Annotated in this window: 24 protein-coding genes and 1 pseudogene; 7 read left to right on the top strand and 18 right to left on the bottom strand. The window is 55.3% G+C overall.

Annotation, left to right across the window (positions count from 1 at the left end; translation table 11 throughout):
- Position 1: 1 nt before the first annotated feature.
- The 5 genes from XM38_RS24285 to XM38_RS24265 all read right to left on the bottom strand — a co-directional run bounded on the left by XM38_RS24285 (position 2) and on the right by XM38_RS24265 (position 3,515).
- A complete protein-coding gene (locus XM38_RS24285; protein WP_080805088.1) occupies positions 2 to 1,057 on the bottom strand; it encodes an ABC transporter permease in 1,056 nt (351 codons plus the stop codon).
- A gap of 64 nt (positions 1,058 to 1,121) precedes the next feature.
- Positions 1,122 to 1,634, bottom strand: a complete 513-nt coding sequence (locus XM38_RS24280; RefSeq protein WP_080805225.1) for an adenine phosphoribosyltransferase — start codon at positions 1,632 to 1,634, stop codon at positions 1,122 to 1,124.
- Between the two features lie 133 nt (positions 1,635 to 1,767).
- Positions 1,768 to 2,475: an NnrU family protein gene (locus XM38_RS24275; RefSeq protein WP_080805227.1), complete on the bottom strand. Its 708-nt coding sequence runs from the start codon at positions 2,473 to 2,475 to the stop codon at positions 1,768 to 1,770.
- A gap of 47 nt (positions 2,476 to 2,522) precedes the next feature.
- A complete protein-coding gene (locus XM38_RS24270; protein ID WP_080805090.1) occupies positions 2,523 to 3,029 on the bottom strand; it encodes a pentapeptide repeat-containing protein in 507 nt (168 codons plus the stop codon).
- Positions 3,030 to 3,056: 27 nt separating this feature from the next.
- On the bottom strand, positions 3,057 to 3,515 hold the full coding sequence (locus XM38_RS24265) for an acyl-CoA thioesterase (RefSeq protein ID WP_080805092.1): 459 nt from the start codon (positions 3,513 to 3,515) through the stop codon (positions 3,057 to 3,059).
- A gap of 109 nt (positions 3,516 to 3,624) precedes the next feature.
- Here XM38_RS24265 and yccX point away from each other — a divergent pair, with 109 nt between their 5' ends.
- Entirely contained in the window at positions 3,625 to 3,897 is a 273-nt protein-coding gene (gene yccX / locus XM38_RS24260) for an acylphosphatase (protein WP_080805094.1), read from the top strand.
- Between the two features lie 153 nt (positions 3,898 to 4,050).
- On the opposite strand, the gene XM38_RS24255 is transcribed toward yccX, so the two are convergent.
- Positions 4,051 to 5,727 carry a DMT family transporter gene (locus tag XM38_RS24255; RefSeq protein ID WP_088431338.1) on the bottom strand — a complete coding sequence of 559 codons (1,677 nt, stop codon included), beginning with the start codon at positions 5,725 to 5,727 and terminating at the stop codon, positions 4,051 to 4,053.
- 586 nt (positions 5,728 to 6,313) lie between these two features.
- Entirely contained in the window at positions 6,314 to 6,625 is a 312-nt protein-coding gene (locus XM38_RS24250; protein WP_080805098.1) for a TIGR03792 family protein, read from the bottom strand.
- A 106-nt stretch (positions 6,626 to 6,731) separates the two neighbouring features.
- Here XM38_RS24250 and XM38_RS24245 point away from each other — a divergent pair, with 106 nt between their 5' ends.
- The 3 genes from XM38_RS24245 (at position 6,732) to XM38_RS24235 (ending at position 9,252) form a co-directional block, all read left to right on the top strand.
- Positions 6,732 to 7,055, top strand: a complete 324-nt coding sequence (locus XM38_RS24245; RefSeq protein WP_080805101.1) for a phasin family protein — start codon at positions 6,732 to 6,734, stop codon at positions 7,053 to 7,055.
- A 220-nt stretch (positions 7,056 to 7,275) separates the two neighbouring features.
- Entirely contained in the window at positions 7,276 to 7,854 is a 579-nt protein-coding gene (locus XM38_RS24240; protein ID WP_080805103.1) for an FKBP-type peptidyl-prolyl cis-trans isomerase, read from the top strand.
- Between the two features lie 531 nt (positions 7,855 to 8,385).
- Entirely contained in the window at positions 8,386 to 9,252 is an 867-nt protein-coding gene (locus XM38_RS24235; protein ID WP_080805105.1) for a phosphatidate cytidylyltransferase, read from the top strand.
- A 28-nt stretch (positions 9,253 to 9,280) separates the two neighbouring features.
- Here XM38_RS24235 and XM38_RS24230 read toward each other — a convergent pair whose 3' ends face one another.
- Positions 9,281 to 10,051, bottom strand: a complete 771-nt coding sequence (locus XM38_RS24230) for an LmeA family phospholipid-binding protein (protein ID WP_080805107.1) — start codon at positions 10,049 to 10,051, stop codon at positions 9,281 to 9,283.
- Between the two features lie 317 nt (positions 10,052 to 10,368).
- Between XM38_RS24230 and XM38_RS24225 the strand changes: the two genes are divergently transcribed.
- Complete coding sequence (locus XM38_RS24225) at positions 10,369 to 11,595, top strand: DUF4912 domain-containing protein (RefSeq protein WP_315862280.1); 1,227 nt, start codon at positions 10,369 to 10,371, stop codon at positions 11,593 to 11,595.
- Between the two features lie 284 nt (positions 11,596 to 11,879).
- Entirely contained in the window at positions 11,880 to 12,221 is a 342-nt protein-coding gene (locus XM38_RS24220; protein ID WP_080805229.1) for a hypothetical protein, read from the top strand.
- A gap of 92 nt (positions 12,222 to 12,313) precedes the next feature.
- Here the strand turns inward: XM38_RS24220 and XM38_RS29300 are convergent.
- Together XM38_RS29300 and aat are read right to left on the bottom strand one after the other, a co-directional pair.
- A pseudogene (locus XM38_RS29300) lies at positions 12,314 to 12,385 on the bottom strand (DUF3598 family protein); the annotation flags it as partial.
- 35 nt (positions 12,386 to 12,420) lie between these two features.
- Positions 12,421 to 13,008, bottom strand: a complete 588-nt coding sequence (gene aat / locus XM38_RS24210; protein ID WP_080805111.1) for a leucyl/phenylalanyl-tRNA--protein transferase — start codon at positions 13,006 to 13,008, stop codon at positions 12,421 to 12,423.
- Positions 13,009 to 13,223: 215 nt separating this feature from the next.
- On the opposite strand from aat, the gene XM38_RS24205 reads away from it, so the two are divergent.
- Positions 13,224 to 13,556 (top strand): hypothetical protein, encoded by a 333-nt coding sequence (locus tag XM38_RS24205; protein WP_088431336.1) that lies wholly within the window; start codon positions 13,224 to 13,226, stop codon positions 13,554 to 13,556.
- Positions 13,557 to 13,960: 404 nt separating this feature from the next.
- On the opposite strand, the gene rpsN is transcribed toward XM38_RS24205, so the two are convergent.
- The 8 genes from rpsN to accA all read right to left on the bottom strand — a co-directional run bounded on the left by rpsN (position 13,961) and on the right by accA (position 21,068).
- A complete protein-coding gene (gene rpsN, locus XM38_RS24200) occupies positions 13,961 to 14,263 on the bottom strand; it encodes a 30S ribosomal protein S14 (protein WP_080805113.1) in 303 nt (100 codons plus the stop codon).
- A gap of 249 nt (positions 14,264 to 14,512) precedes the next feature.
- A complete protein-coding gene (nth, locus tag XM38_RS24195) occupies positions 14,513 to 15,211 on the bottom strand; it encodes an endonuclease III (RefSeq protein WP_080805115.1) in 699 nt (232 codons plus the stop codon).
- Positions 15,208 to 16,299 carry an RIP metalloprotease RseP gene (gene rseP, locus XM38_RS24190; protein ID WP_080805117.1) on the bottom strand — a complete coding sequence of 364 codons (1,092 nt, stop codon included), beginning with the start codon at positions 16,297 to 16,299 and terminating at the stop codon, positions 15,208 to 15,210. The genes nth and rseP overlap by 4 nt, the downstream gene beginning before the upstream one ends.
- Positions 16,300 to 16,378: 79 nt before the next feature.
- Positions 16,379 to 17,653, bottom strand: coding sequence for a serine--tRNA ligase (gene serS / locus XM38_RS24185; protein WP_088431334.1), 1,275 nt, complete (start codon positions 17,651 to 17,653; stop codon positions 16,379 to 16,381).
- Between the two features lie 185 nt (positions 17,654 to 17,838).
- On the bottom strand, positions 17,839 to 18,078 hold the full coding sequence (locus tag XM38_RS24180) for a NifU family protein (protein ID WP_080805119.1): 240 nt from the start codon (positions 18,076 to 18,078) through the stop codon (positions 17,839 to 17,841).
- A gap of 114 nt (positions 18,079 to 18,192) precedes the next feature.
- Positions 18,193 to 18,900 carry a GTP cyclohydrolase I FolE gene (gene folE / locus XM38_RS24175; protein ID WP_080805233.1) on the bottom strand — a complete coding sequence of 236 codons (708 nt, stop codon included), beginning with the start codon at positions 18,898 to 18,900 and terminating at the stop codon, positions 18,193 to 18,195.
- A gap of 98 nt (positions 18,901 to 18,998) precedes the next feature.
- Positions 18,999 to 19,721, bottom strand: coding sequence for an SDR family oxidoreductase (locus XM38_RS24170; protein WP_080805121.1), 723 nt, complete (start codon positions 19,719 to 19,721; stop codon positions 18,999 to 19,001).
- A gap of 351 nt (positions 19,722 to 20,072) precedes the next feature.
- The gene (gene accA / locus XM38_RS24165; RefSeq protein WP_080805123.1) at positions 20,073 to 21,068 is read right to left on the bottom strand and encodes an acetyl-CoA carboxylase carboxyl transferase subunit alpha; all 996 of its coding nucleotides are present in this window, start codon (positions 21,066 to 21,068) and stop codon (positions 20,073 to 20,075) included.
- Positions 21,069 to 21,447 lie beyond the last annotated feature (379 nt).

The following is a 21,447-nucleotide window of genomic DNA, read 5'->3' as shown; positions in this document are numbered from 1 at the left end:
GCTAGTTCATCTCAGACAGCTTAATGCGCGGATCAACCACAGTTAGGGCCAAATCCGCCAATAAATTTCCCAGGACCAGCATCACCGCCCCCATCATCAGGCTAGCCATGACCAAATAGAGATCCTGAGCCGTCACCGCCTGCAGAATTAAGCGTCCTAACCCCGGCCAATTGAAGTAATTCTCGGTGATAAAGGCTCCTCCCAAGAGGGTGGCAAACTCAAAGCCCAGGAGCGTAATCAGAGGATTGATGGCGTTGCGCAGGGCATGTACGTAGATCACTCGATTCTCAGGCAGCCCCTTGGCTCGGGCCGTTTGAATGTAGTCTTGGCGCAGCACGTCCAACAGTTGCCCCCGAGCAATTCGCTGTAATCCGGCCAGACTGGTAATGCTGAGGGTCAGGGTCGGCAAGATCAGGTGCCAACCAATATCGAGCATTTGCCCGAACCAAGTCAGATCCTGATGGTTAATGCTGGTGCGCCCACCAATGGGCAATAACGGGGCCGTCATCTGGGCCACAAACAGCAACAACAGACCGGTCACCAGGGTCGGTAGCCCCTGACCAATGTAACTGATTACCCTGAGGACTCGATCGATCCAGCGGTTTTGTTGAACTGCCCCCAGAATTCCCAACGGTATGGCGATTAGCCAGCTGATCAGGATGGAGGCAAACGACAAGAGCAAGGTATTGGGAATGCGCTCCCAGAGGATATCGACGACAGGGCGCTGATAGGTGAAACTCATGCCGAAGTTGAACTGGGTGACCACCTGCACTAACCAACGCCAGTATTGCTCCCAGATCGATTTATCCAAGCCAAACTGAGCTTCCAATTGACGTATAGTCTCCGCCGAAATCTGAGGATCGGAGCGGTACTGATCCAAGAAATTACCTGGGGTCAACTGGATCACAAAGAAGCTGAAGGCCGATGCTAGCAGCAGCGTCAATAGAGCCTGCAGAACTCGTTTCAGAACATAGAGAGTGGTGTCGCTGGTGGCTGTTGCAACCAGGCTTTTCCAGGCCTGACTCAGGGGTGACGGGGGCTTAGGGGTAACAGTCATCGAGCACGGGTGAGGGAAAGCTTATCTATTGTTCTATCAACAAATGCAGTGTTTGGCTGCCTGCTCAATACTGGACCAGGGTAACAATAGGGGCATCCGGTAACTTCTGGCGGCCTCCCAAGTCAGTGAGCTCTACCACAAAGGCAAATCCGGCCACCGTGCAACCCGTTTTTTCAATCAGATTCGCCGTGGCAGCGGCTGTACCGCCAGTGGCAATCAGATCGTCTACGATCACGATGCGACTGCCAGCGGGGAAGGCATCTCGATGGACTTCCAAGCGATCGGTACCGTATTCCAACTCGTACTCGGCACAGTGCACGGCCGCCGGTAGTTTGCCCGGCTTACGCACTGGCGCGAATCCGATACCGAGGGTGTAGGCCAAGGGCATGCCAAACATAAACCCGCGAGATTCAATGCCCACCACATAATCGGGACGAAGGGCTTCACACTGGCGAGTCAAGGTGTTTAGCACATACTTGAGGCCTTCGGGATTGGCCAATAGGGTGGTAATGTCACGGAAGAGAATCCCAGGTTGAGGAAAGTCGGGAATTTCGCGAATCAGTTTTTTCAGATCCATGACGTCATTCACAGGGGCGCAGGGCTACGGATAAACCAAAGTCTCTGCAATGCTACCACTGGATGTCTGGGTTGCCTGGCGAGGACTCTCCATTCTGCTAGGAAGCAAGCCTAGAGTTAGGTAGCGGCTATGGTTACCAAGCCCACCGTTCCGCCAGCCGTATCATGGCCGGATGTAGCCACCATAGCCCTAACACGAAGACCAAGACGCCACCATAGGCCGGGCGGATAAACTCCTGCCATTTTAGGGGCTGCTGCCCCGCTAAGATGGCCTGAAAGGGCATGACAGCGGTCCGCGATCGCACTGCCTCGAAGGCCTTGCCATAGCGCGCTCGCCAGCGCCGGTCGCCATGCCAAACGGCAAAGAGGTGATGGGCAATCAGCCCGAGGGAGGTGAGTAGGGCAAAGCTCGTGCCCAACCACAGGGTATGGGCGACACACCAAATTACCTGACCCACCATCTGGGGATGACGAGTGATGCGGATGATGCCGGTTTCATAGAGGTGAACTCGGGGCTGCTGCACCGCAGCAATTTCTAGCAGGTTGAAGGTGGCCGGGTAGAGAAAGATAAAGGACAGGGCCGACAGTCCCCAGACCAGCGGAATCATCCCCGGGACTCCCTGCAGATTCCAGAGGCGAGCCCCATCGTAGCGGTGCAGGATGAAGTAGCTGATCAGTAAAACAGCTAGGGGCAGGCTGACTAGGGCAAAGAGCACGCGATAGGCCCGGGCTCCGATCAATGCTTCACCTCGAGGTCGCAGGGCAGCCAGGCCGCTGTGGGCAATGGCAAAGCCCAGCAGCAAACTCACCATAATTCCATGACTCGGTGTCCACCAGGTCATCTCCACCCCCATTCCGGCCCCCTCAATCGCCCCCTGCTTTCGATAGTCTAGCGGCAGCCCAGGCTATCCCGGGTAGCGACTCCTGTGATTGGATTCACTCCCTCGGCCCGCTCACACATCTGCGAGACCTGATAACGGTCCAGAATTGCCCCCGAAAAGTCGGCCCCATCAATCTTGGCATCGGTAAAGGTGCTGCTGGAGAGGATGGCGTCGGTGAAGATGGCATTGGTTAAGTCGGCTTCGTCGAAGATCACCCGATCGGCAAAGGTTGAGGACAGATCGGCACCAGTGAGATTGGCTCTATAGAAGGAGCCTTTGGTGAGGATAGTTTGTTTGAGACTAGCGCCGGCGAAGTTTGCTTGCCGGGCCTCGGCCCCAGCTAAGGAGGTACCGGTTAGGTCTTGGCCGGCGAAGTCCCGGAAGCTTAGATCGGTAAGGGTATAGTCGACGGCATTGTCTTGGGCCACGGCTGGCGGTGCCCCGGCAATGGCAAGTACGCTGCAGAGACATAGGATGATTCCCCGACGCAGCCAAACGGAGACAACGGTCCTCATGGTAATATCCTTAATCGACTAGCTCCATTATGGAGGATGGCAGACTCCAGACTTGCGGTGACCTGCGGCGGCACTGATTTCGGTGATCACGCTCTCTAGGCTGGGGGGCAGTCGCCGTAGAATCCGCCGATTGTCCATCGCTACAGGAACCAGGGTGACTTGAGCCAGTACACAGGTGTCGCCGGTTTGGCCGTGGCAAATTTCGTAGTGCCACACTAGCCGCACTCCCTGGCGAGGGGCTAACCGGGTCTTGACCAGAACTGGTGCCCCTAGGGATAGCGATTGCCGGTAGCGCAGCCAGAGATCCACGACGGGCAGATCAACGCCAGCAGCCACCCAATCAGCAAAGTCGGTCCCATGCGATCGCAAACAGTCCACCCGAGCTGCTTCCATCCAAGCCACATAAGCTCCATGCCAAACGACGCCAGCATAGTCCGTGTGATGAGGTTGAACCCGGACGTGATAGTGAAACCAATCTGTTGTCATGGGGTTACTACAAATTATGAATCCAGCTCAAGCTCGGTCAAACCCCATGATAGACATGGGGAGTGGTTACCCTAAAGACCTGACACAGTAATGATCTTCGGGCGGCTGCATGAGGCGAGTAGATATCACTGTCCAGGGGTTGGTGCAGGGAGTGGGATTCCGCTATCACACCCGCCAAGAGGCAATGCGGTTAGGGGTCAGCGGCTATGTCCGCAATCGGCCAGATGGTGCCGTTGATATTGTGGCGGAAGGCGATGATGATGCCGTGCAGCACCTGATTGCCTGGGCGCAGCAAGGACCTGCCGCCGCCCGGGTGAGCCAGGTGGATGTGGTAGAGCAGTCTCCCCTGGGCAATTTCAAGCGCTTTTCCATTGAAAGCTAATTGGTAAAGATCATCTTAAAAGTTTGTAAGGCAAGCGCTGTCAAGCCTTTAGCGATCTTGCCTGAGCGTGCACAGTGGTCGCAAACACCTGGCTCTGACGACTGTTGAGGTGTCTTGCCAATCGCCACTGACCCAGCCTAGCCCCAGCCTGGGTCATGGCTGGGGGCGCTGCCGCAACCATCGCTCTCGGCCTGAGGTGATAAGCCCCAAGCTGATTAATACGATGCCAATCCATTGGATCGGGCCTAGAACGGGAGCGGACGGCAGGCAGACAACAGCCAGGAGAGCAGTCAGAAGCGGCACTGTCGCTGGTACCAGGGCTTGCCGCCAAGCTGGGCCGCGGGAGCTGGCCCAATGCCCTAGGACAGCCAAGCCCGCCAAGCCCAAGCCCGCTCCGTAAAAGCCCATGGGATTCTCGGTGGGGATGACAGCCATACCGCTTACAGCACTCAGTAGCACTGCCGCAGTGGCCAACAAGAACAAGACGCCTGTCTGGAGTAGGGTAATGGTCATGGGGTGTAACGGCTGTGCCGGCCTCAGGTCAGCCCCAGGGCCCAGGCGAGACAACTGACTCAGGTATTGGGTCAGCCAGTAGAGACCGTAGGCTGCCGCGGCCAAGAGGGGAAACGCGATCCCTGGCCAGGATACCCCTGTCGCTGTAAAGACCAGCCCCATGACTAGGGCAAACAAGGCCATGGTTGTTAGCGCCGAGGGAGAGTGGCCGCGCAGGAATGCCTCCAGGGGATCTGAGATCAGGGGATAGCCGCATAGTAGTGCGATCGCAACGGCAGGTCCTGCTTGGGCAATACCTTGAAAACACAGCACCAGAGACACGAACAGAAAGCCGCCACTGGCCAGCACCCGCCCTAGAGGGCGCCGATCAGTCAGCTGCCAGAGCTGCCGGATTTCCTGCCAGACATGAGGATGCTGCCAGTGGGCTAAAAGCGCGGTGAGGGGTAGCAAAGTAGTGCCATCACGCCACCACACTAATGCCAGCAGATTGGGCCAAGTCATCGGCAAGACAGCCGCTGTAGTGACTCCCCCTAGGGTCCCTCCCCAGGCCACGACCCCAACCAGGACACTGTGGAGTGCCAGCGATAGGGGCCACAGCCATAGGGGGCCAGGTCCTAGGAGAGGGCGACGAGAGCGCCGGGGTGATAGGCGTCGAGAATCGGAGGCCGCTAAATGCTCTACAGACCGTCGTCCTAAGCGTGACGCAGCGTCTCTGTGACTAGGGGCAGACGGAACCGCAGCAGCCGGATGTAAGGCATGGGTAGCAGGAGAGGGAGGAGTCCTCGGTAGAGGTTGCTGTAACTGCTCCTGCAATTGCTGACTGAGGCGGTGCACCAAAGCCTCCAGAATTGCCTCCCCCTGATGCTCCATACTGTGCATGCGACTGACTTGCTGCGACAGGCTGCTCTGGTAGCTATTGAGATCTTGTTGCAGCGTCTGCAGGGTGCGATGGAGACTGGCATCTAGAGTACCAAGTTGTTCCGCCGTCTGAGGCAGGGTCGACGTCGCTCCCGATTGGCTCAAGCGAGCCTGAAGCTGCACCATCAGAGCCTGAGCTAGCTGCTTAGCCCAGAGTTGCTGCTGGGCCAGTTGTTGTCGCGATAGCGTGACGTCATGGTCTGCCTGCAGGCGCTGACACTCTTGCTGTAGCTGGGTGATTTCAGCCAGCAGCTGTTGTTTCTGCTGTTGTAGCCGCCCAATATCGTCGCCCAACTGAGCCGCTACAGTTTCCTGCAGTCCTTGCAACTGTTGGGTAATGCCCTGCAAAATCGCTTCGGCCTCTGCCGATCCCTGTGGTTGTGGCTGAAATTGCCCCATGGTGCTGCCGAATCATCCAGCTGACGGACAAGGGTGAATGATTTCAAGGGAGGTCACCCCATCCCCCAATTATCTCGCCTCCTAATCCTATGGCCTATGCCACAGGCTGACATTGGAAGCACGATGCCGTTGCCTCCTAGTGTGGCAGAGGACGCAGGCACTGAATCAAGTGAATCGAATTAACTGATACCGAAGCCATTAAACGCTGACGGGCAAGGCCAATCTTCAAGAGCCGTCAGGGCAAGTCCCTACAGGACTTGCCGTGGTCTTGCCTGAGCTTTCACGAGGCTGCTGAAAGTCTGCTGGTGGTTTACAAATCGCCCTGAGAGCTAATGTGCACAGAAAATCTTCAATAACCTTCAAAGTGAGTTCTATCAGTGCTTTTAGCCATCTTGTGTGAACCTGTACGGCAATATTGCCAGCCTTGCTTTGGCTACTTCTAGACAGTTTGCAAATCACCTCTAAGAGGACATTTGAAAACTCGGCTGCAAGACCTGCAAGGCAGGCGTTTTAGAGTGTATGGCTCTGTTGGCCAGAATTCAGTCTGGAGCAAGGTTGCAGGGTACTTTCCAAATATCCTCTAAAGCTAATTTGGGCGTTGAAAGCGTCTGACCTGATACTCACTAGAGGCCACCAGGGTGTATTCAAAGTCTAGGGCCGTCTGAAATTGCTGCTCAATGCGCCTCACCTCCGCTTCGGGGATGGCTTTCCATTGTTCCCGGCTAGCCCAGCGTACCACTACTACCACTGTGGTTTCATCCTCTGGGGTGATCCAAACCTCTTTGGCCACAAATCCAGGATACGGCGTCAAGGCGTCTGTCCAGATCTCGGTATCGGCGGCGATGAACCGTTCCCGATGTTCTGGAGCCATCTGAAATTGCAGCCATTCGATTACCATCAGCTATGGGCCCACATTAGGTTCGGATTCTAGGGTAGGGCAGACGCCCCACGGTTTGCCAAAATGAAACGGTAAGCCCTCACCATTTCCCTCTCAGGAGATCCCGATGGACAACAATAACCTGCTCAGACAATTATTGATGCTTGGCATCGGTACGACTTCCCTCGTGGCCGATCGCCTCCGTCAGGTGAGTGATGAATGGGTGCGAGAGGGGAAGGTGAATCCTGAACAGGCCAGACTATTTGTCGACGATGTCATGGCCCAATTCAGCACGGACCAAAAGGGCGTGGAGGAGCAGATTCAGCGCCAATTTCGCAAAGTTTTAGAAGATCTAGGCGTGCCCCGGCAGGCGGAAGTGGATGAGCTGCGAGGGCGTATCGATCGCCTGGAGCGCCAGGTGCGAGACATGGAGAACCGGCTTTGGCGCTAAGGGCTAGGCTGGGGATTGAAAGCAACTCCGCTGGAGATCTGCCGCATCTTGCCGGCAAGCGGTGCTACTGAGTTTCTCAACGTCGGCTACACATTTTGTGCCCTTGTCCTCTGAGGTCTCTGAGCACAGCCCAATCGATGAGTAAGGGTTTTAACCCTGACCTTAGCCAGGGTTTATCATGGGCACAACAGGCATCATGGAGACAGTCTTGGGTAAGTCTATGCGTGAGATTCTGATTAGCTTAGGGGTATTGGTAATTTGCTGTGGGGTCTTGGTGATGAGTCAGATCCTCGGTAGTGGCCATGAAGCGACGGCGTCTTCCCTATCTGGAAGTGTTGTCGAGGCTAGCACTGAGGCAGCCTCAGCGACGGCGGCCCCCACGGCGGCGGCCCCCACGGTGGCGGCTGAGGTGGCCATAACAGCCGATAGGGATGACAGCCCCCTTGCTCCTAACGCTGATCGGGTCACGACGGATTCGGGGCTGCAGTACATCGAGTTGGTGGAAGGTACCGGTGCCAAACCTCAACCGGGGCAGCGGGTCACCGTCCATTACACAGGCACGCTTGAAGATGGCACCAAGTTTGATAGCTCCCGCGATCGCAACCGTCCCTTTAGCTTCACCATTGGCGTGGGGCAAGTAATCAAAGGTTGGGACGAAGGGGTTAGCACCATGCGGGTTGGGGGCCGTCGGCAGCTGATTATTCCGCCGGAATTGGGCTATGGGGCCCGCGGTGCTGGTGGCGTAATTCCGCCCAATGCTACCTTGATCTTCGATGTGGAGCTGTTGCGCATCGGTTAGCAGGGAGCAATGGCAAGGGAGCCTCTGCTTGCCTGAGTCGGAAGATTAGGGGCCAGTTAGGGCATCGACCTAGTCGCAATAGGTTGTAGCTAGGATCATCCTTGCGATAGGATATTGGGATCAAAGCCGATAAGGAGTCAGTAGCCTTCTCCCCGATGCCGCCTGGCATACACATTGGTTGAGACAACGAGGCGCTTCGCTACAGCGGCAAGGCGTCGACTTGCATCGACTTGCGAAGACATCTGATGGGACAGACTGTCCTGCATTTATTTCCCCTCTGAGGACCATTTACCTCCCCATTGGTTTCAGCGGATCTCACCCACATCTATTGACAGGGCACTGACCAGGGCAATCGGAGGTCTTCCAGTCAGCTACGAATCAAGTGCCAGGGCGAGTTGGCTTTGCTTCTCTATTTGCTTCTCTTATAGGTTAATAGAGAGTTAATGCTATAGTGCTGCCCTACGCGGGGGCTGGGAGGGAGCCTAGAGCCATTGACATTAACCGTTTGCCGAGAGCGCTGAACTCCCGCCTATGCCATTGTCTCGCATTATAAGTGCCATCATTGCGATCGCATTGGCCCTGGGCCTGATCATCACAGGTGGCTGGTATTTCACCATTGGCTTCGGCGTGATTGTCTTTCTAGGGCAGTTGGAAATCTTCCGGCTGGTGCGAGCCAAGGGAATTGTCCCGGCCGTTAAAACCACGCTGGTCGTGAGCCAATTAATGCTGATAGTGGCCCACGGCTATCCGGCTCTGGCTGATGCCATCTTGCCCCTAGGGGGCACGTTTATTTGCTTTTACCTGCTCTTTCAGCCCAAGTTTGCCACCATTGCCGATGTGGCTGCCTCCATTCTGGGCCTCTTTTATGGGGGCTACCTACCCAGCTACTGGATTCGCCTGCGGGATCTGGGGAGTCCGGCGGTGAGTGCGTTGCCTTGGGGAGGCTACTGGCCTGCAGACTGGCATTGGGTCGACTGGCCCTTGGGGCTCAAAATCACCTTGTTGACCTTTGCCTGTATCTGGGCTGCCGATATCGGAGCCTATGTGATGGGGCGATGGATTGGCCGCACGCCACTTTCCAATATCAGTCCTAAGAAAACGGTGGAAGGCGCTATTTTTGGACTCTTGGCCAGTATCATCGTGGCGCTATTGGGAGCCTATGGGCTAGGTTGGCCCAGCTGGCCCTTGATGGGGGCCGCCTTGGGGGGGCTAATTGGCATCTCTAGTTTGCTGGGGGATTTGACCGAATCCTTGATGAAGCGGGATGCCGGGGTCAAAGATTCAGGAGCTCTGATTCCTGGCCATGGCGGCATCTTAGATCGCACTGATAGCTATGTCTTCACCGCACCACTGGTGTACTACTTTGTCACCGCCCTGTCGCCATTTTTGGTCCTTTAATGGGGTGGCCTGCCCAGACCGTTGCTTATCAGCCATCAGGATTGACCGGGACCACATTGATGCAGCCTTCCAGCACCAAACGTCCAGCATCGAGGCGGAGGGTGTGCAAATTTACGTCTGGGCCTAGATCAATCGCGAACTGATCTAGGCCTGTCAGGCCCTGGGCCGTTCCATTAACCAGCCAGCGCGGCTGCCGTAGGACTAACTGACGGCCATTTTCGATGGTGAGATCAGTTTGGATGATGATCTCAATGCTGTCAGGGGCCAGCGTTGGTCTTAGGGAGAGACTGACCTGCTGAGGTGCGATCGCACCCTCAGCCGTGAGCCGATCGGCCGCCAAAACCTGAGCTAGAGCGATGCCCAAGGCACTCGACGCGGGTTGAGTCCGCCCTAGTTGCTGCACGAAGTCCTGCAGCGCCTGCTGCAGCAATGGAGCAGTCAACGAAGCATTGAAGTCAGCCTCATCGATCATAATCTGACCCACCACGGGAAACGGCTGCTTTAATCGCAGTGGCTTGCCCCGTAGGACCTGGCCTAGATTGATACGAATATTCTCCGCTTGCAATTGGGCATAGCTCAAACACAGTCCCTGATACCTAGCCTGGCGAGCCAACACCGTCACCGTGGGCACATAGCCCGACAGAATCTGCTGATCACTGCCGCCAATGTGCAGGTCAAACTGCCCAATAGACTCTACCTGGGTTTGCAACCAGAACCGCAGGGCTGGCGGCAGCAATCGGCTAATCAGATGGCTACCCCAACGAGACGACGGCCTGCCGACACCAGACAATTCATCCATTCAACCAGTCCTTCATCACGTCACTCAGCAAGCAGCGCATCTTCTTGACGGTGCCCTAGCCGTTCCGTAGGGGATCTTACTAAACCCCCAGGCCCCCCAGCCGACCATCATGGTTTTGAGCCGGTAGGGGATCACTGGGGATCAAAATGTTATGAAATTTTGACATAATGATCTCCGAACCGCCTAAATTCTCGTTAGAAGCGCCATAAAGCCTTGCCCCAGGCTTGATCCCCGCTGTTGCTTTTTGTCATAGTTTCCCTAGTGAGCGATCCCCAACCGTTGTTTACCAACGCCATAGCGTGGTTAAGGAGATGACTATGATGTCTCAGATGTCTCAACGTTCGCCGCTAGAAGACATGACTCTGCGTCAGCTCCGCAGAGTGGCTAGCGACTTAGAAGTGTCTCGTTACAGTCGCATGCGAAAGTCAGAGCTGATCGCCGCGATTCGCATGATGCAATCAGAACCGACGGCGCCAGTACCGACCACCGCCGTTGAAGGGCAGATGGAAGTGGAAGCCTCCAAGTACACGGTAACCCCGGAGGCGCCACCAGAAGAACTAGCCACGGTCGATGAAGGCCTGCCGGATTTACCCGGCGGCTATGGAGAGAGTCGGATCGTCCTCTTGCCCCGAGATCCTCAAATGGCTTATGCCTACTGGGATGTCCCCAATGAGCATCGGGAAGACATGCGCCGCCAGGGGGGAGTCCGCCTAGCCTTACGGCTCTATGACGTCACCGACATCGATCTCAACGCCCAAAATTCCCATGGCTTGCAACAATACGAATGCGACGAAATGGCCCGGGACTGGTATTTTCCGGTTCCTGTCAGCGATCGCGACTACGTCGTAGAAATCGGCTATATCTGCAACGACGGGCGCTGGCTAGTGCTAGCCAGATCAGCCACCGTACACATCCCCCCGGTATATCCTTCCGATTGGATTGAAGATCAGTTCATGGCCGTTGACTGGAACCTAGATCTGCGCGGTAAGCAACTGGCCACCCTGCAGCACCCCAGTCAGCGGGCAGCCACGGAGCCGGGCAGTCCCCTGTACGACGGTATCTTTGCCATGGCCCAATCGGCGGAAGCACAACGTGTTGCCGGGTCCCTATTCGGGTCCATGCAGCAGGTCCCGGGCTCGATGATGCCTCAACAGGCCATCAGTTCTTACGTCTTCCCCTCAGGAGTGGGGATGTGGGCCGTACCTACCATGTCGGGGCTGACCATGTCTGGAGTCGGCTTCTCGGCCTCAGCGCCCCCGATTCGCCCTCGCAAGTTCTGGTTGATTGCCGATGCTGAACTCATCGTTTACGGAGCCACAGAACCGGATGCGACGGTCACCATCGGTGGCAAGCCGATTCAACTCAACTCCGACGGCACCTTCCGCTTCCAGATGTCCTTCCAGGATGGTCTCATTGACTATCCCATCGTGGCCGTGGCTTCAGATGGGGAGCAAACCCGATCTATCCACATGAAATTCGAGCGGGAAACCCCCTCTCGCCATACCAACACCAAGGAGGATGCTGTAGAGGAATGGTTTGCCTAAGTCGCCGTTATCCAACAAAGCGTTACTAAAGACCCGTTAGCCCCTTCGCGAGGGACTACAATGCGTATCTAAACTGGTTGATACTTTCTTCGGTTCTGGGAAGCATGATGATGTTACCCAGGGGACAGTTTAGGCGCTGTTCCGGTCCAATTTGCAATGTGTAGTGTCATGGCAGCCAAGGCCGCGGGGATTCCTGCGGCTTTTTTACTACCTCTCTGGCTGGGGAACTGGGCTACCTGTTGGGATATCTACCAGACGGTACCGCATGATTGATGATGAGTTTTATGAGTTACAGCTTTGATATTATCGGCGTTGCTCCTGTTATTGAGTTCTTCCAACATCAGCAACAAATTGAAATAAGTCCCCGTCGCAGTCGTGCCTTCCTAGGGAGTTATCACTGCACCCTGGATGGTTTCATTGAGGCCACTGAGATGGTGCACAGACGGCCCAACTGGAACTGGGATGCGGTGATTAATGCTATCGTCGCCTTCTGGTTAGAGTATGGCGATCACGTCCATCGCTGGAAGGCTGAATTAGAACATGCAGACAGTGACAGTGTGGTTGTGGCCAGGGTCGCCAATGTGGCCTGGCTGCGGGATGAATTTGAAACCCTCTTCGAGAATTAAGAGGGGAGACTCAACCATTGGCCTCCACAAGATGTTCGGTACTAGGGTCAAACGGTACCAGGCTCCAGTGCGGTCGTAGGTACGAATCAAGTGCCTAACTCGGCACCAAACTCACTAAACGGTCCCCATTGCAGCGATCCCTGGGAAAAGGCACCGTTGGGAAAAACAGGGTGCCACGATTGTCTGTAGTTATATCTCCCTAAAGAAACGAGCAAGCTTGCTGACAAGCTTGTTGTAACTTCGCTAAATACTCCTTGTTAGAGATCATGTGGGCCCCGAAGCGGGCTAAATGGGGATTCATCATTTGCGCATCGAACAGCAAAAATCCTTGCTGCCGCAAGCGCTCTACGAGCTTGACCATAGCGACTTTAGAGCCCTCAGGCACTCGATAAAACATCGACTCGCCAATAAAAGCCCCCCCGATCGCAATGCCCAAGATGCCTCCGGCCAAAACGTTGCCCTGCCAAGTTTCAAAACTATAAGCCCACCCCGCCTGGGCTAATTCCCAATACACCTGTTTCAACTCTTGGGAGATCCAAGTGCTGTCTCGATCGGCACAGCCTTCGACTACGTCCATAAAGGCGCCATTGATCTTGACTTGGAAGCGGTTCTGATTGAGGATGCGCCGCAGGGATTTTGGATACCGAAATCGCTCGTCTAGGGGAATTAAGGCCCGTTGGCGGCTGGTATACCAGCTCAGGGTTTTGCCAAATTCGTCGGCCATGAGGAAATAGCCTTGGCAATAGCCTCGAATAATGGCGTTGGTGTCGTAACGGAACTCAGTCACGATAGGGCATGGGCCACGACTATGGACAACAAGCAGTTGCTATCACCCATCCCATTTGGGATCTGGAATTTCCCTTGCAGCAACTCTCCAAGTTTGGCCTTGGATGTGGTCGAGTACATCATTAGACTAGATCATAGAATAGCTAACTAGGCAATATGCATTTAGTAGCTTGTGTTCCTCGTTGAGGACGTTGACACAGCAGTTGACTTACCCCTATGGCTGATCCAATTCCATCTCTGACTCTGCCCCCAGCTCAGCATCCTCAGCGAGAGGGGCAGTGGCTGCAAGCTTCGCTGCATCACTGGCTAGATAGTGAGTTTATTCCGGAGCCTGTGAATGGGGAGATTGCTGAGCGTGCTGCTCGGGTATTTGTGCGTCAACGCATTGAAGGGGAGAATGACGTTAATGCTCTGGTCATGGCCATTTTGACCGAGATGCAGGGGTTTGATTTCTCAAGTAGTTTTTACAGTGAATTTGCGATCGCAAATGCCGTGAGCGATCTGCTGCTGGACAGCTTAGGGATTGAGCATTGCTGTGGTGCCGGTTAACTCCCCCGCCAGTGCCCTCTATTCAGGCGCTATCTAGCGGTTAGCAACAAGGGAAATCTCGATAACCGGGGCTTTCTTTTATGCTCTGTTCATCAGAGGCATTATTTCTATTACAAAGTACTAGCAAACTGCAGCAGCAGTTCAGTTGTCAGGAATTGGCTACGGTGCCGACAGCCTAGGCCTATCCTATATAGGGCGCAGCCCGGCACTGGCAGCTTTGTTCGTTAGCAGGCGGGGCCTTAGCATTTGCTATAGGCCCGGTATACGTAAGCCCCGGTAAACTATCTGCCGAGCGGATGCCTTGACTCAGTAGCCCTATCAGTAGCCCTAGATGAAGTTGAAACGCAAGGCGCTTCCCACAGGTAATGACTGACCTGGCTCAACCCACTCGGCCCAAAACATCACTACCAACTCGATTTGACTACCCCGGGCAACAGCCCTTCGTGGGCCATCTCTCGCATCACGTTGCGACACAGGCCAAAATCCCGGTAGTAACCGCGAGAGCGACCCGTCATCCAGCAGCGGTTCCGTAGCCGAGTGCGGGAACTATTGCGGGGCAATTGTTGAATTTTGCGGTGAATGTCCAGCTTTTCTTGTTGATTGGTTGCCTGCCGAAACTGCTCCAGCAATTCTTCCCGCTTCTTAGCGTATTTGGCGACTAGTTTTTCCCGCTTGCGCTCCCGCGCCACCATGCTTTTCTTAGCCATGCAATGTACTTTGCCTCTCGCCTTCCTTCAAAGCCACAGTCTCTTATATTAACCCAAAGTATTCTAACCCGTAAACGGGCGGTTGGCAGTGAGCAGGGGTACGGCCATTCTCCCTAGAACCGCCATCGTTAGGGTTGATAGGCTGAATGAGATGGTAAGGGATTTGCAACGATGCCTTGGTTGCTAACCTTAGGTCTGTTCCTGTGGTCAATTGCGATCGTGCTCAGCCAGTTCGTTGATGGCGGTGGACTATGATCTGCGGCCTTTGCTTTGGCCCTTAGCAGCAGTCGACCCGATCTTTCCCGCTGAGGGACAAAGCTCAGCCAGTTGGCAGCGATCGCATCGGGGGGTACGGGCCATACAGATGGCTCGACCGTGATAAATCAATCGAATCGACCAGTTTTCCCAGTCTGGTTGAGGTAATAGGGCCATTAAGTCCCGCTCAATCTTGCCTGGCTCCTCATGGTCAGTGAGTCCCAGGCGTTTACTGAGACGCTTCACATGGGTGTCGACGGTCACTCCAGCATTAATCCCAAAGCCATGGGCCAGCACCACATTAGCGGTCTTGCGAGCCACCCCGGGTAGGCTCAGCAGGGCTTGCATTTGAGCCGGCACCTTACCCTCAAACTCATTCACGATCTTTTGGCAGGCGGCACGAATATTTTTGGCCTTGTTGCGATAGAAGCCCGTGGACTTGATCAATGATTCCAGCTCCTGCCTATCGGCAGCGGCAAAGGCCTCCGCCGTAGGGAAGCGCTCGAATAGGGCCGGAGTCACCTGATTCACCCGCTCGTCAGTGCATTGGGCCGACAAGATAGTCGCCACTAGCAATTGCAAGGGTGTGCTGTGGGTAAGGGAACAGCTAGCATCAGGATACAGCCGCTGCAGCCGGTTGAGAATGTCTAGGGCCCGTTGCTGCTTGGCAATCTGCTGGCGGGGAGTGCTCACTGCAACCAGTTTTGAAAGATTTCAAGTTGCGTGGTGTCGCGCACAATCAGAAAGACTCCCAGGCCTAATAGCAGCACCAGGCCAGTCTGCATCACATTCTCTTGAACGCGGGCAGGCAGGGGCTTGCCCCGCAGAGCCTCTACTGCTAGAAATGCCAGCTGCCCCCCGTCTAAGGCCGGTAAGGGCAGAATGTTGATGATGGCCAGGTTGATGCTGATGATGGCGGTAAAGGGAAACAGGCTAATGGCATTGTTTTCAGCCAATCCAGCCCCTTGTTCTACAATGCGCACGGGTCCGGCCACTTCGCTAGCCATCTCTGAAAAATTGGTAATCAGCATGGCAAAGCCCTGTACCGTTCGCACCAGCATAGACTGAAATTCTTGGGCCGCCATGGTGAAGACTTCGCTGACATTGCTGGCCTGGCGATACTCTAGGGTGCCATTGGGTTGCAACTGCACCCCGATAATGGCTTTACCATCAGCGCCTAACTCTGGCGTGACCGTCAGGGCAACTTCCCGACTGCCACGCTCGACTGTAAGATCAATGGGCTGATTCGGGCTGTTTTGAATCAACTGAATCAGCGATTGAATCGCCTCTTCTGAGGCTCCCAACCGCTCTCCCTCGGCGGCCACGATCAGATCTCCGGCGCGAATGCCGGCATCGGCAGCCGGGGCTGTCTCGGAGAGCACCTGGGGCACCAGCACTCCTGGCTGCGGATTGAAGGTTTCTGGCACCCCCACAGTAGAAAACTGAGCCACGAAGACGCAGTAGGCAAAGAGTAGGTTGGCAATCACCCCGGCGCTGATCACAATGGCCCGATCCAAGATTGGGCGGTTCTTGAGTAGATCGGGATCATCTGCTGGGATAATACTGTCGGGGTCATCATCGGGGAAGCCTACGAATCCCCCCAGGGGAATGGCTCGGATGGCATACTCCGTTTGCGGACCCTGAAGCTTCCAGAGAATGGGGCCAAACCCGATGGAGAAGCGGTTGACGTGAATGCCTTGTAATCGGGCAGCTAGGAAATGCCCTAGCTCGTGCACGACAATGAGCACTGCCAGAACTGCGATCGCGGCCAAGACGGACATATTGAGCGGATGAGATACAGCTGAATTGATACGCTTTCCTATTCTAGCGCTGCCCTGGCATCAACCCTAAAGATAGTCTCTAAAGATAGTCTCGCTTCAGGTAGGGCCGCAGGGCCGAGGGAATTTGGACGGCCCCATTGGCCTGTTGATAGTTTTCTAGGATGGCGGCCATGGTGCGTCCTACCGCTAATCCGGAGCCGTTGAGTGTGTGGACAAAGCGGGTGCCTTTTTGATTGGGGGCTTTGAATCGTACATTGGCGCGTCGGGCTTGGAAGTCGCCGCAGTTGGAGCAACTCGAGATCTCTCGATAGGTTCCCGAGGAGGGCATCCAGACTTCTAGGTCGTAGGTTTTGCAGGCGGAGAACCCCAGATCGCCACTACAGAGTTCAATCACTCGGTAGGGCAACTGGAGTTGCTGCAGGATAGTCTCGGCATCTCGGACTAGGGCTTCCAGTTCGTCCATAGACTGATCGGGGTGGACAAACTTGTAGAGTTCCACTTTGTTGAATTGGTGTAGTCGAATCAGGCCGCGGGTATCGCGACCATAGCTACCAGCTTCCCGGCGGAAGCAGGGGGTGTAGGCGCAGTAGTGTCGGGGCAGCTCATCGCTGGTGAAGATCTCGTCACGGTGCAGGTTGGTAACGGGCACCTCAGCCGTGGGCGTTAGCCAGAGATCGTCGCGATCGCATCTAAAGCTTTCGTCGGCAAACTTAGGCAGCTGACCGGAGGCCGTCATGGCAGCCGTGTTGATCAAATAGGGTGGAATCACCTCGGTGTAGCCGGCATGGATATGGCTATCTAGCATGAACTGGATCAGGGCTCGCTCTAGGGCTGCCCCCGCTCCTAGCAAGGTGACGAAACGGCTTTGGGCCAGCTTGACGGAGCGCTCGAAGTTGAGGATGCCGAGGGTTTCACCAATGTCCCAATGGGGCTTGACCTCAATGGTGGGAATCTGATCATCGCCCCAGTAGCGCACGTCTACATTGTCGGCCTCACTGCGGCCAACCGGGGTGGTATCGCTGGGCAAGTTGGGTAGACCCAGTAGCATCTGATCCAGTTGGGCCTTAAGGTCTCGCTCCTGGGGGTCTAGTTGGGCCAATTCTGTCTTGAGCCGATTGCCCTCCGCCTTCAGGGTCGCCACCTCAGCCCCTTTGGGGTCGGCCCCGGCTTTGATGGCCTGCCCCACCTGTTTGCCGATGTCATTGCTCTGGGCCTGCAGTTGCGATCGCATCGTTTCTAAGGCCCGCCGTTGCCGGTCTAACTCCAGCAAGGGGGTCAGATCATAGTCCCCTCGGTGACTCAAGGCGGCCTGTACCGTATCGGGGTAGTCCCGAATTTGCTTTAAGTCAAGCACGACAATTCCTCAGGTCCGTTGCACTGACGCGGCCTTATCTTGCCAATACATCACCATAGCAGGAAATACATTGCTAAGGCCCAGACAGCTGATTGGTTGGCAGCCGCACCCAGCCTAACGGCATCGCTATAAGAAATCCCCCGAGGACATGGCTGGCTCGGGGGATTCGACGTCTCAACGGCCAATTACATGACCTGCTGAACCTCGGCGATCTCGGGGATAAACTCCCGCAGTCGCCGTTCGATCCCCATGCGCAGGGTCATAGCAGAGCTAGGACAAGAGCCACAGGCCCCCTGTAAGCGCAGCTTTACAACTGGTCCATCTAACTCCATCAGCTCCACATTGCCACCATCGGCCAATAGGTAAGGACGCATTTCGTCCAGGACTTTCTCGACGTTTTCACTAGTCAGTGCCAGGGTTTGCATGATGGCATCTCCTTGAAATACTTGACAGCACTAGCTCAATTCTAAGAAGTAGATATTCCTATGGTGCCATGGGCGGGAGCTACTCACGGCAGATCCAGACCCACTACCGCCCCTCTACGTGAAGGCGGGCTGATGACGAATCAAGCTCAGGAACTCTTCTCGGGTCTTAGAATCTTCCTGGAATACTCCTAACATGGCACTGGTGACGGTCCAGGAACCAGGTTTTTGCACGCCTCTCATGACCATGCACATGTGGCTAGCTTCCATCACCACGGCCACGCCTTGGGGGTCGAGAATGGATTGAACCGCCTCAGCAATTTGCCGGGTCAGGCGCTCTTGCACCTGCAGGCGGCGAGAATACATCTCCACAATCCGGGCTAGCTTACTCAAGCCCACCACCTTTTGATCTGGGATATAGGCCACATGGACCTTGCCCATGAAGGGCAACATGTGATGCTCGCAGAGGCTAAAGGCATTGATATCGCGCACCAACACCATTTCGTTATGCCCCTCGTCAAAAATAGCCCCATTCACCAGGTCTTCTAAGGACTGGTGATAACCACTGGTGAGGAAGCGCATCGCCTCAGCCACCCGCTTCGGAGTCTTCAACAGTCCCTCCCGATCTGGATCTTCTCCGACCGAGATCAGCAAGGTCCGCACGGCATCTTGCATGGCTTCTTGATCCGACTCATCGGTGGTCGGAGGCATGAGGCCATGGGATTTGCTCCGATCTGGACGCACTGAGCTAGCAGAGGGCACGCGGCCATTATTGGCAGTGGGGCTTGACGCCCCATTGAGACCACTAGAAGAGGCAATAGTCATGGCAAATAATAGTTGAAATCTCCTGGCTAATTGAAAAGTTAACTGGACCATTTCCGCGATCTAGACTCCGTAGAGCCGCCAAGATCGCCTGAGACGGTCTAGAGGGCCCCGGCACTGGGCATTAGGTTTAAATCTTCGATCACGGCCTGGGCAGGTAACTGAACGGCATGCAAAATTGTTTGAGCCACTACGTCTGGGGTCAGCATGCTAGCGCGATCGAAGTCTGCTTGTACTGTCTCCGTATCCCAGATGGGAGTGTTAACCGCTCCAGGGGAAATGGCCGTCACGCGCACCCCATGCTGACGCTCCTCAGCCGCCAGGATACGAGATAGGGTCAAGATGCTGGCCTTACTGACACTGTAGGCGCCCCAATTGGGAAAAGCCGATTTGCCGGCAATGGACACCACATTGACAATCGTGCCGTTGCGATCGCGCAGGCCAGGTAGCAACGCCTGAATGCATTGAAATACACTGGTGAGATTCAGGTCCAACACCCGTTGCCAGTCAGCCAGGGGCATGTCGGCCAAGCCTCCGGTATACCCCATGCCAGCATTGTTCACCAAGATATCAATGGGGCCAAAATCTGCTAGCACGGCCTGCATCTGAGCCGATACTTGTGCCACCTGAGCCAAGTCAATCCCATAGGCCTTAGCCACGACACCTTGGCAGCCAAGATCTTGGGCGATGGCCTCTAATCTATCCTGAGAGCGACTGACCAGGGCGACATCAATCCCAGCTTGGGCGAACGCGATTGCCGTTGATTTTCCAATGCCACTACTCGCCCCCGTGATGAGAGCACGACGGGTTGCATCGGGAGTCATAGACTGTGTTAACGCTCCATCGAGACATTTTGTGCAGCAGCGGCAACCGACTTGCCTCCCCAACTGTCCCCTTGGATACCGCGTTCGATATCACAAAGATTCATAATTTACGAAAGCTTCCCACTCCTCAGCATCGTGAGGCATCGGCTGCCGCTCATCATGTTAACAAACGTTACGAATTTATGAGTGAGATGGCCAGCCATCAGCATCTGTACTGCTATGGCCCTTGGTCAGCATAGCGTCAATCGCTGGTGGCCATGTGAAAAACTGATGAGTAAACTGACCCCCACGTTGCTTTTGAGGGCCGAAAGAACAGGCATCGAGGGTGGGTCGAGGTAGCCATGGCTGTGGCTAGTCTTCCTCCTCAGTCAGGGTTTCGGCAAAGACCCCAATCTGACGAAATTTCTGATACCGTTGTTGTCGCCGTTCTGGCGGCGTCAGCTGTAGGAGTTCTTGCATCGCCTGCATCAAGGCGTTCCTGAGGATTTCGGTAGCCCTCAAAGGATCAGCGTGAGCGCCTCCCACGGGTTCTGGCAAGAGTTGATCCAGAATCCCCAGGGTTTTCAGATCATGGGCCGTAATTTTAAGGGCTTCGGCGGCTTCGGCAGAGCGACTGGCATCTTTCCACAGAATCGCGGCACAGGCCTCTGGACTGGCCACGGTATAGACCGCATGTTCAAACATCAGCAGCCGATCCCCCACACTGATGCCAAGGGCGCCTCCCGAGCCCCCTTCCCCAATCACCGTGCAGATAATGGGCACATCCAAGGCAAACATCTCTCGCAGGTTATAGGCAATGGCTTCCCCTTGGCCCATTTCCTCGGCCTCTAGTCCGGCCCAAGCCCCCGGTGTATCAATGAAGGTGAATATGGGCATGTTGAAGCGATTGGCGTGCTGCATCAGCCGCAGGGCTTTGCGATATCCACCGGGGGACGCCATACCAAAATTACGGACGACGTTGTCTCTAGTGTCTCGCCCCTTTTGATGACCCAACATCACAACTGGGCGGCCATTCAGCCGAGCCAGCCCCCCCACGAGGGCAGGGTCATCCTTACCAGAGCGACGGTCCCCATGGAGTTCAATCCACTCGTCACTGATGGCTTGGATGTAATCGAGGGTGCTAGGACGGCGAGGATGACGGGCAACCTGTAATCGCTGGGCCGGAGTCAGATTGCTGAAAATTTCGTGACGCAATTGGTTCGCCCGTGACTCGAGTTGGCAGATTTGAATGGAGACGTCCACATCATTGTCTTCGGCCAGTTCGCGAATCTGTTTGATGCGGGCTTCTAGTTCTGCCAAGGGTTTTTCGAAGTCTAAGAGGATCGGTCGGCGTTCCGTGGTTGGCATTGTGTCTCAGTACCTGTCAGCAATCAGGCTATCAAGTCAGTGTCTGATCAAAGGGACGCTTGCTGCAACCAGCGGAGGGGGCTGAATTCGATCTAGCCGTAGTAGATGCTGGGAGTTGAGGTCTGCCGGGCCGGTTATCTTGAGCGAATTGGGTAGAGTAGTCAAAGGCGTTATGGCGATGGTCGAAACCCCTCTGTAGTATGGTTAAGAATTATTAATGATTAACCGCGAGTCTAGTGTGAGGCAAATCGGGTGACAGGTGTTATACGTCCTGAAGGGGTGATGGTACCTAGCTGTTTCCTAGAGCCTCCCCATCGAACGGTAATATCTAGCAAAAGCCTCTGCGGTAGTCGCGGTTTGGTGTCGGTGCCTCCTCAGT

The organism is Halomicronema hongdechloris C2206 (genome assembly GCF_002075285.3).
Lineage (GTDB): Bacteria > Cyanobacteriota > Cyanobacteriia > Phormidesmidales > Phormidesmidaceae > Halomicronema_B > Halomicronema_B hongdechloris.
This window is presented reverse-complemented; position numbering and strand designations above follow the sequence as displayed.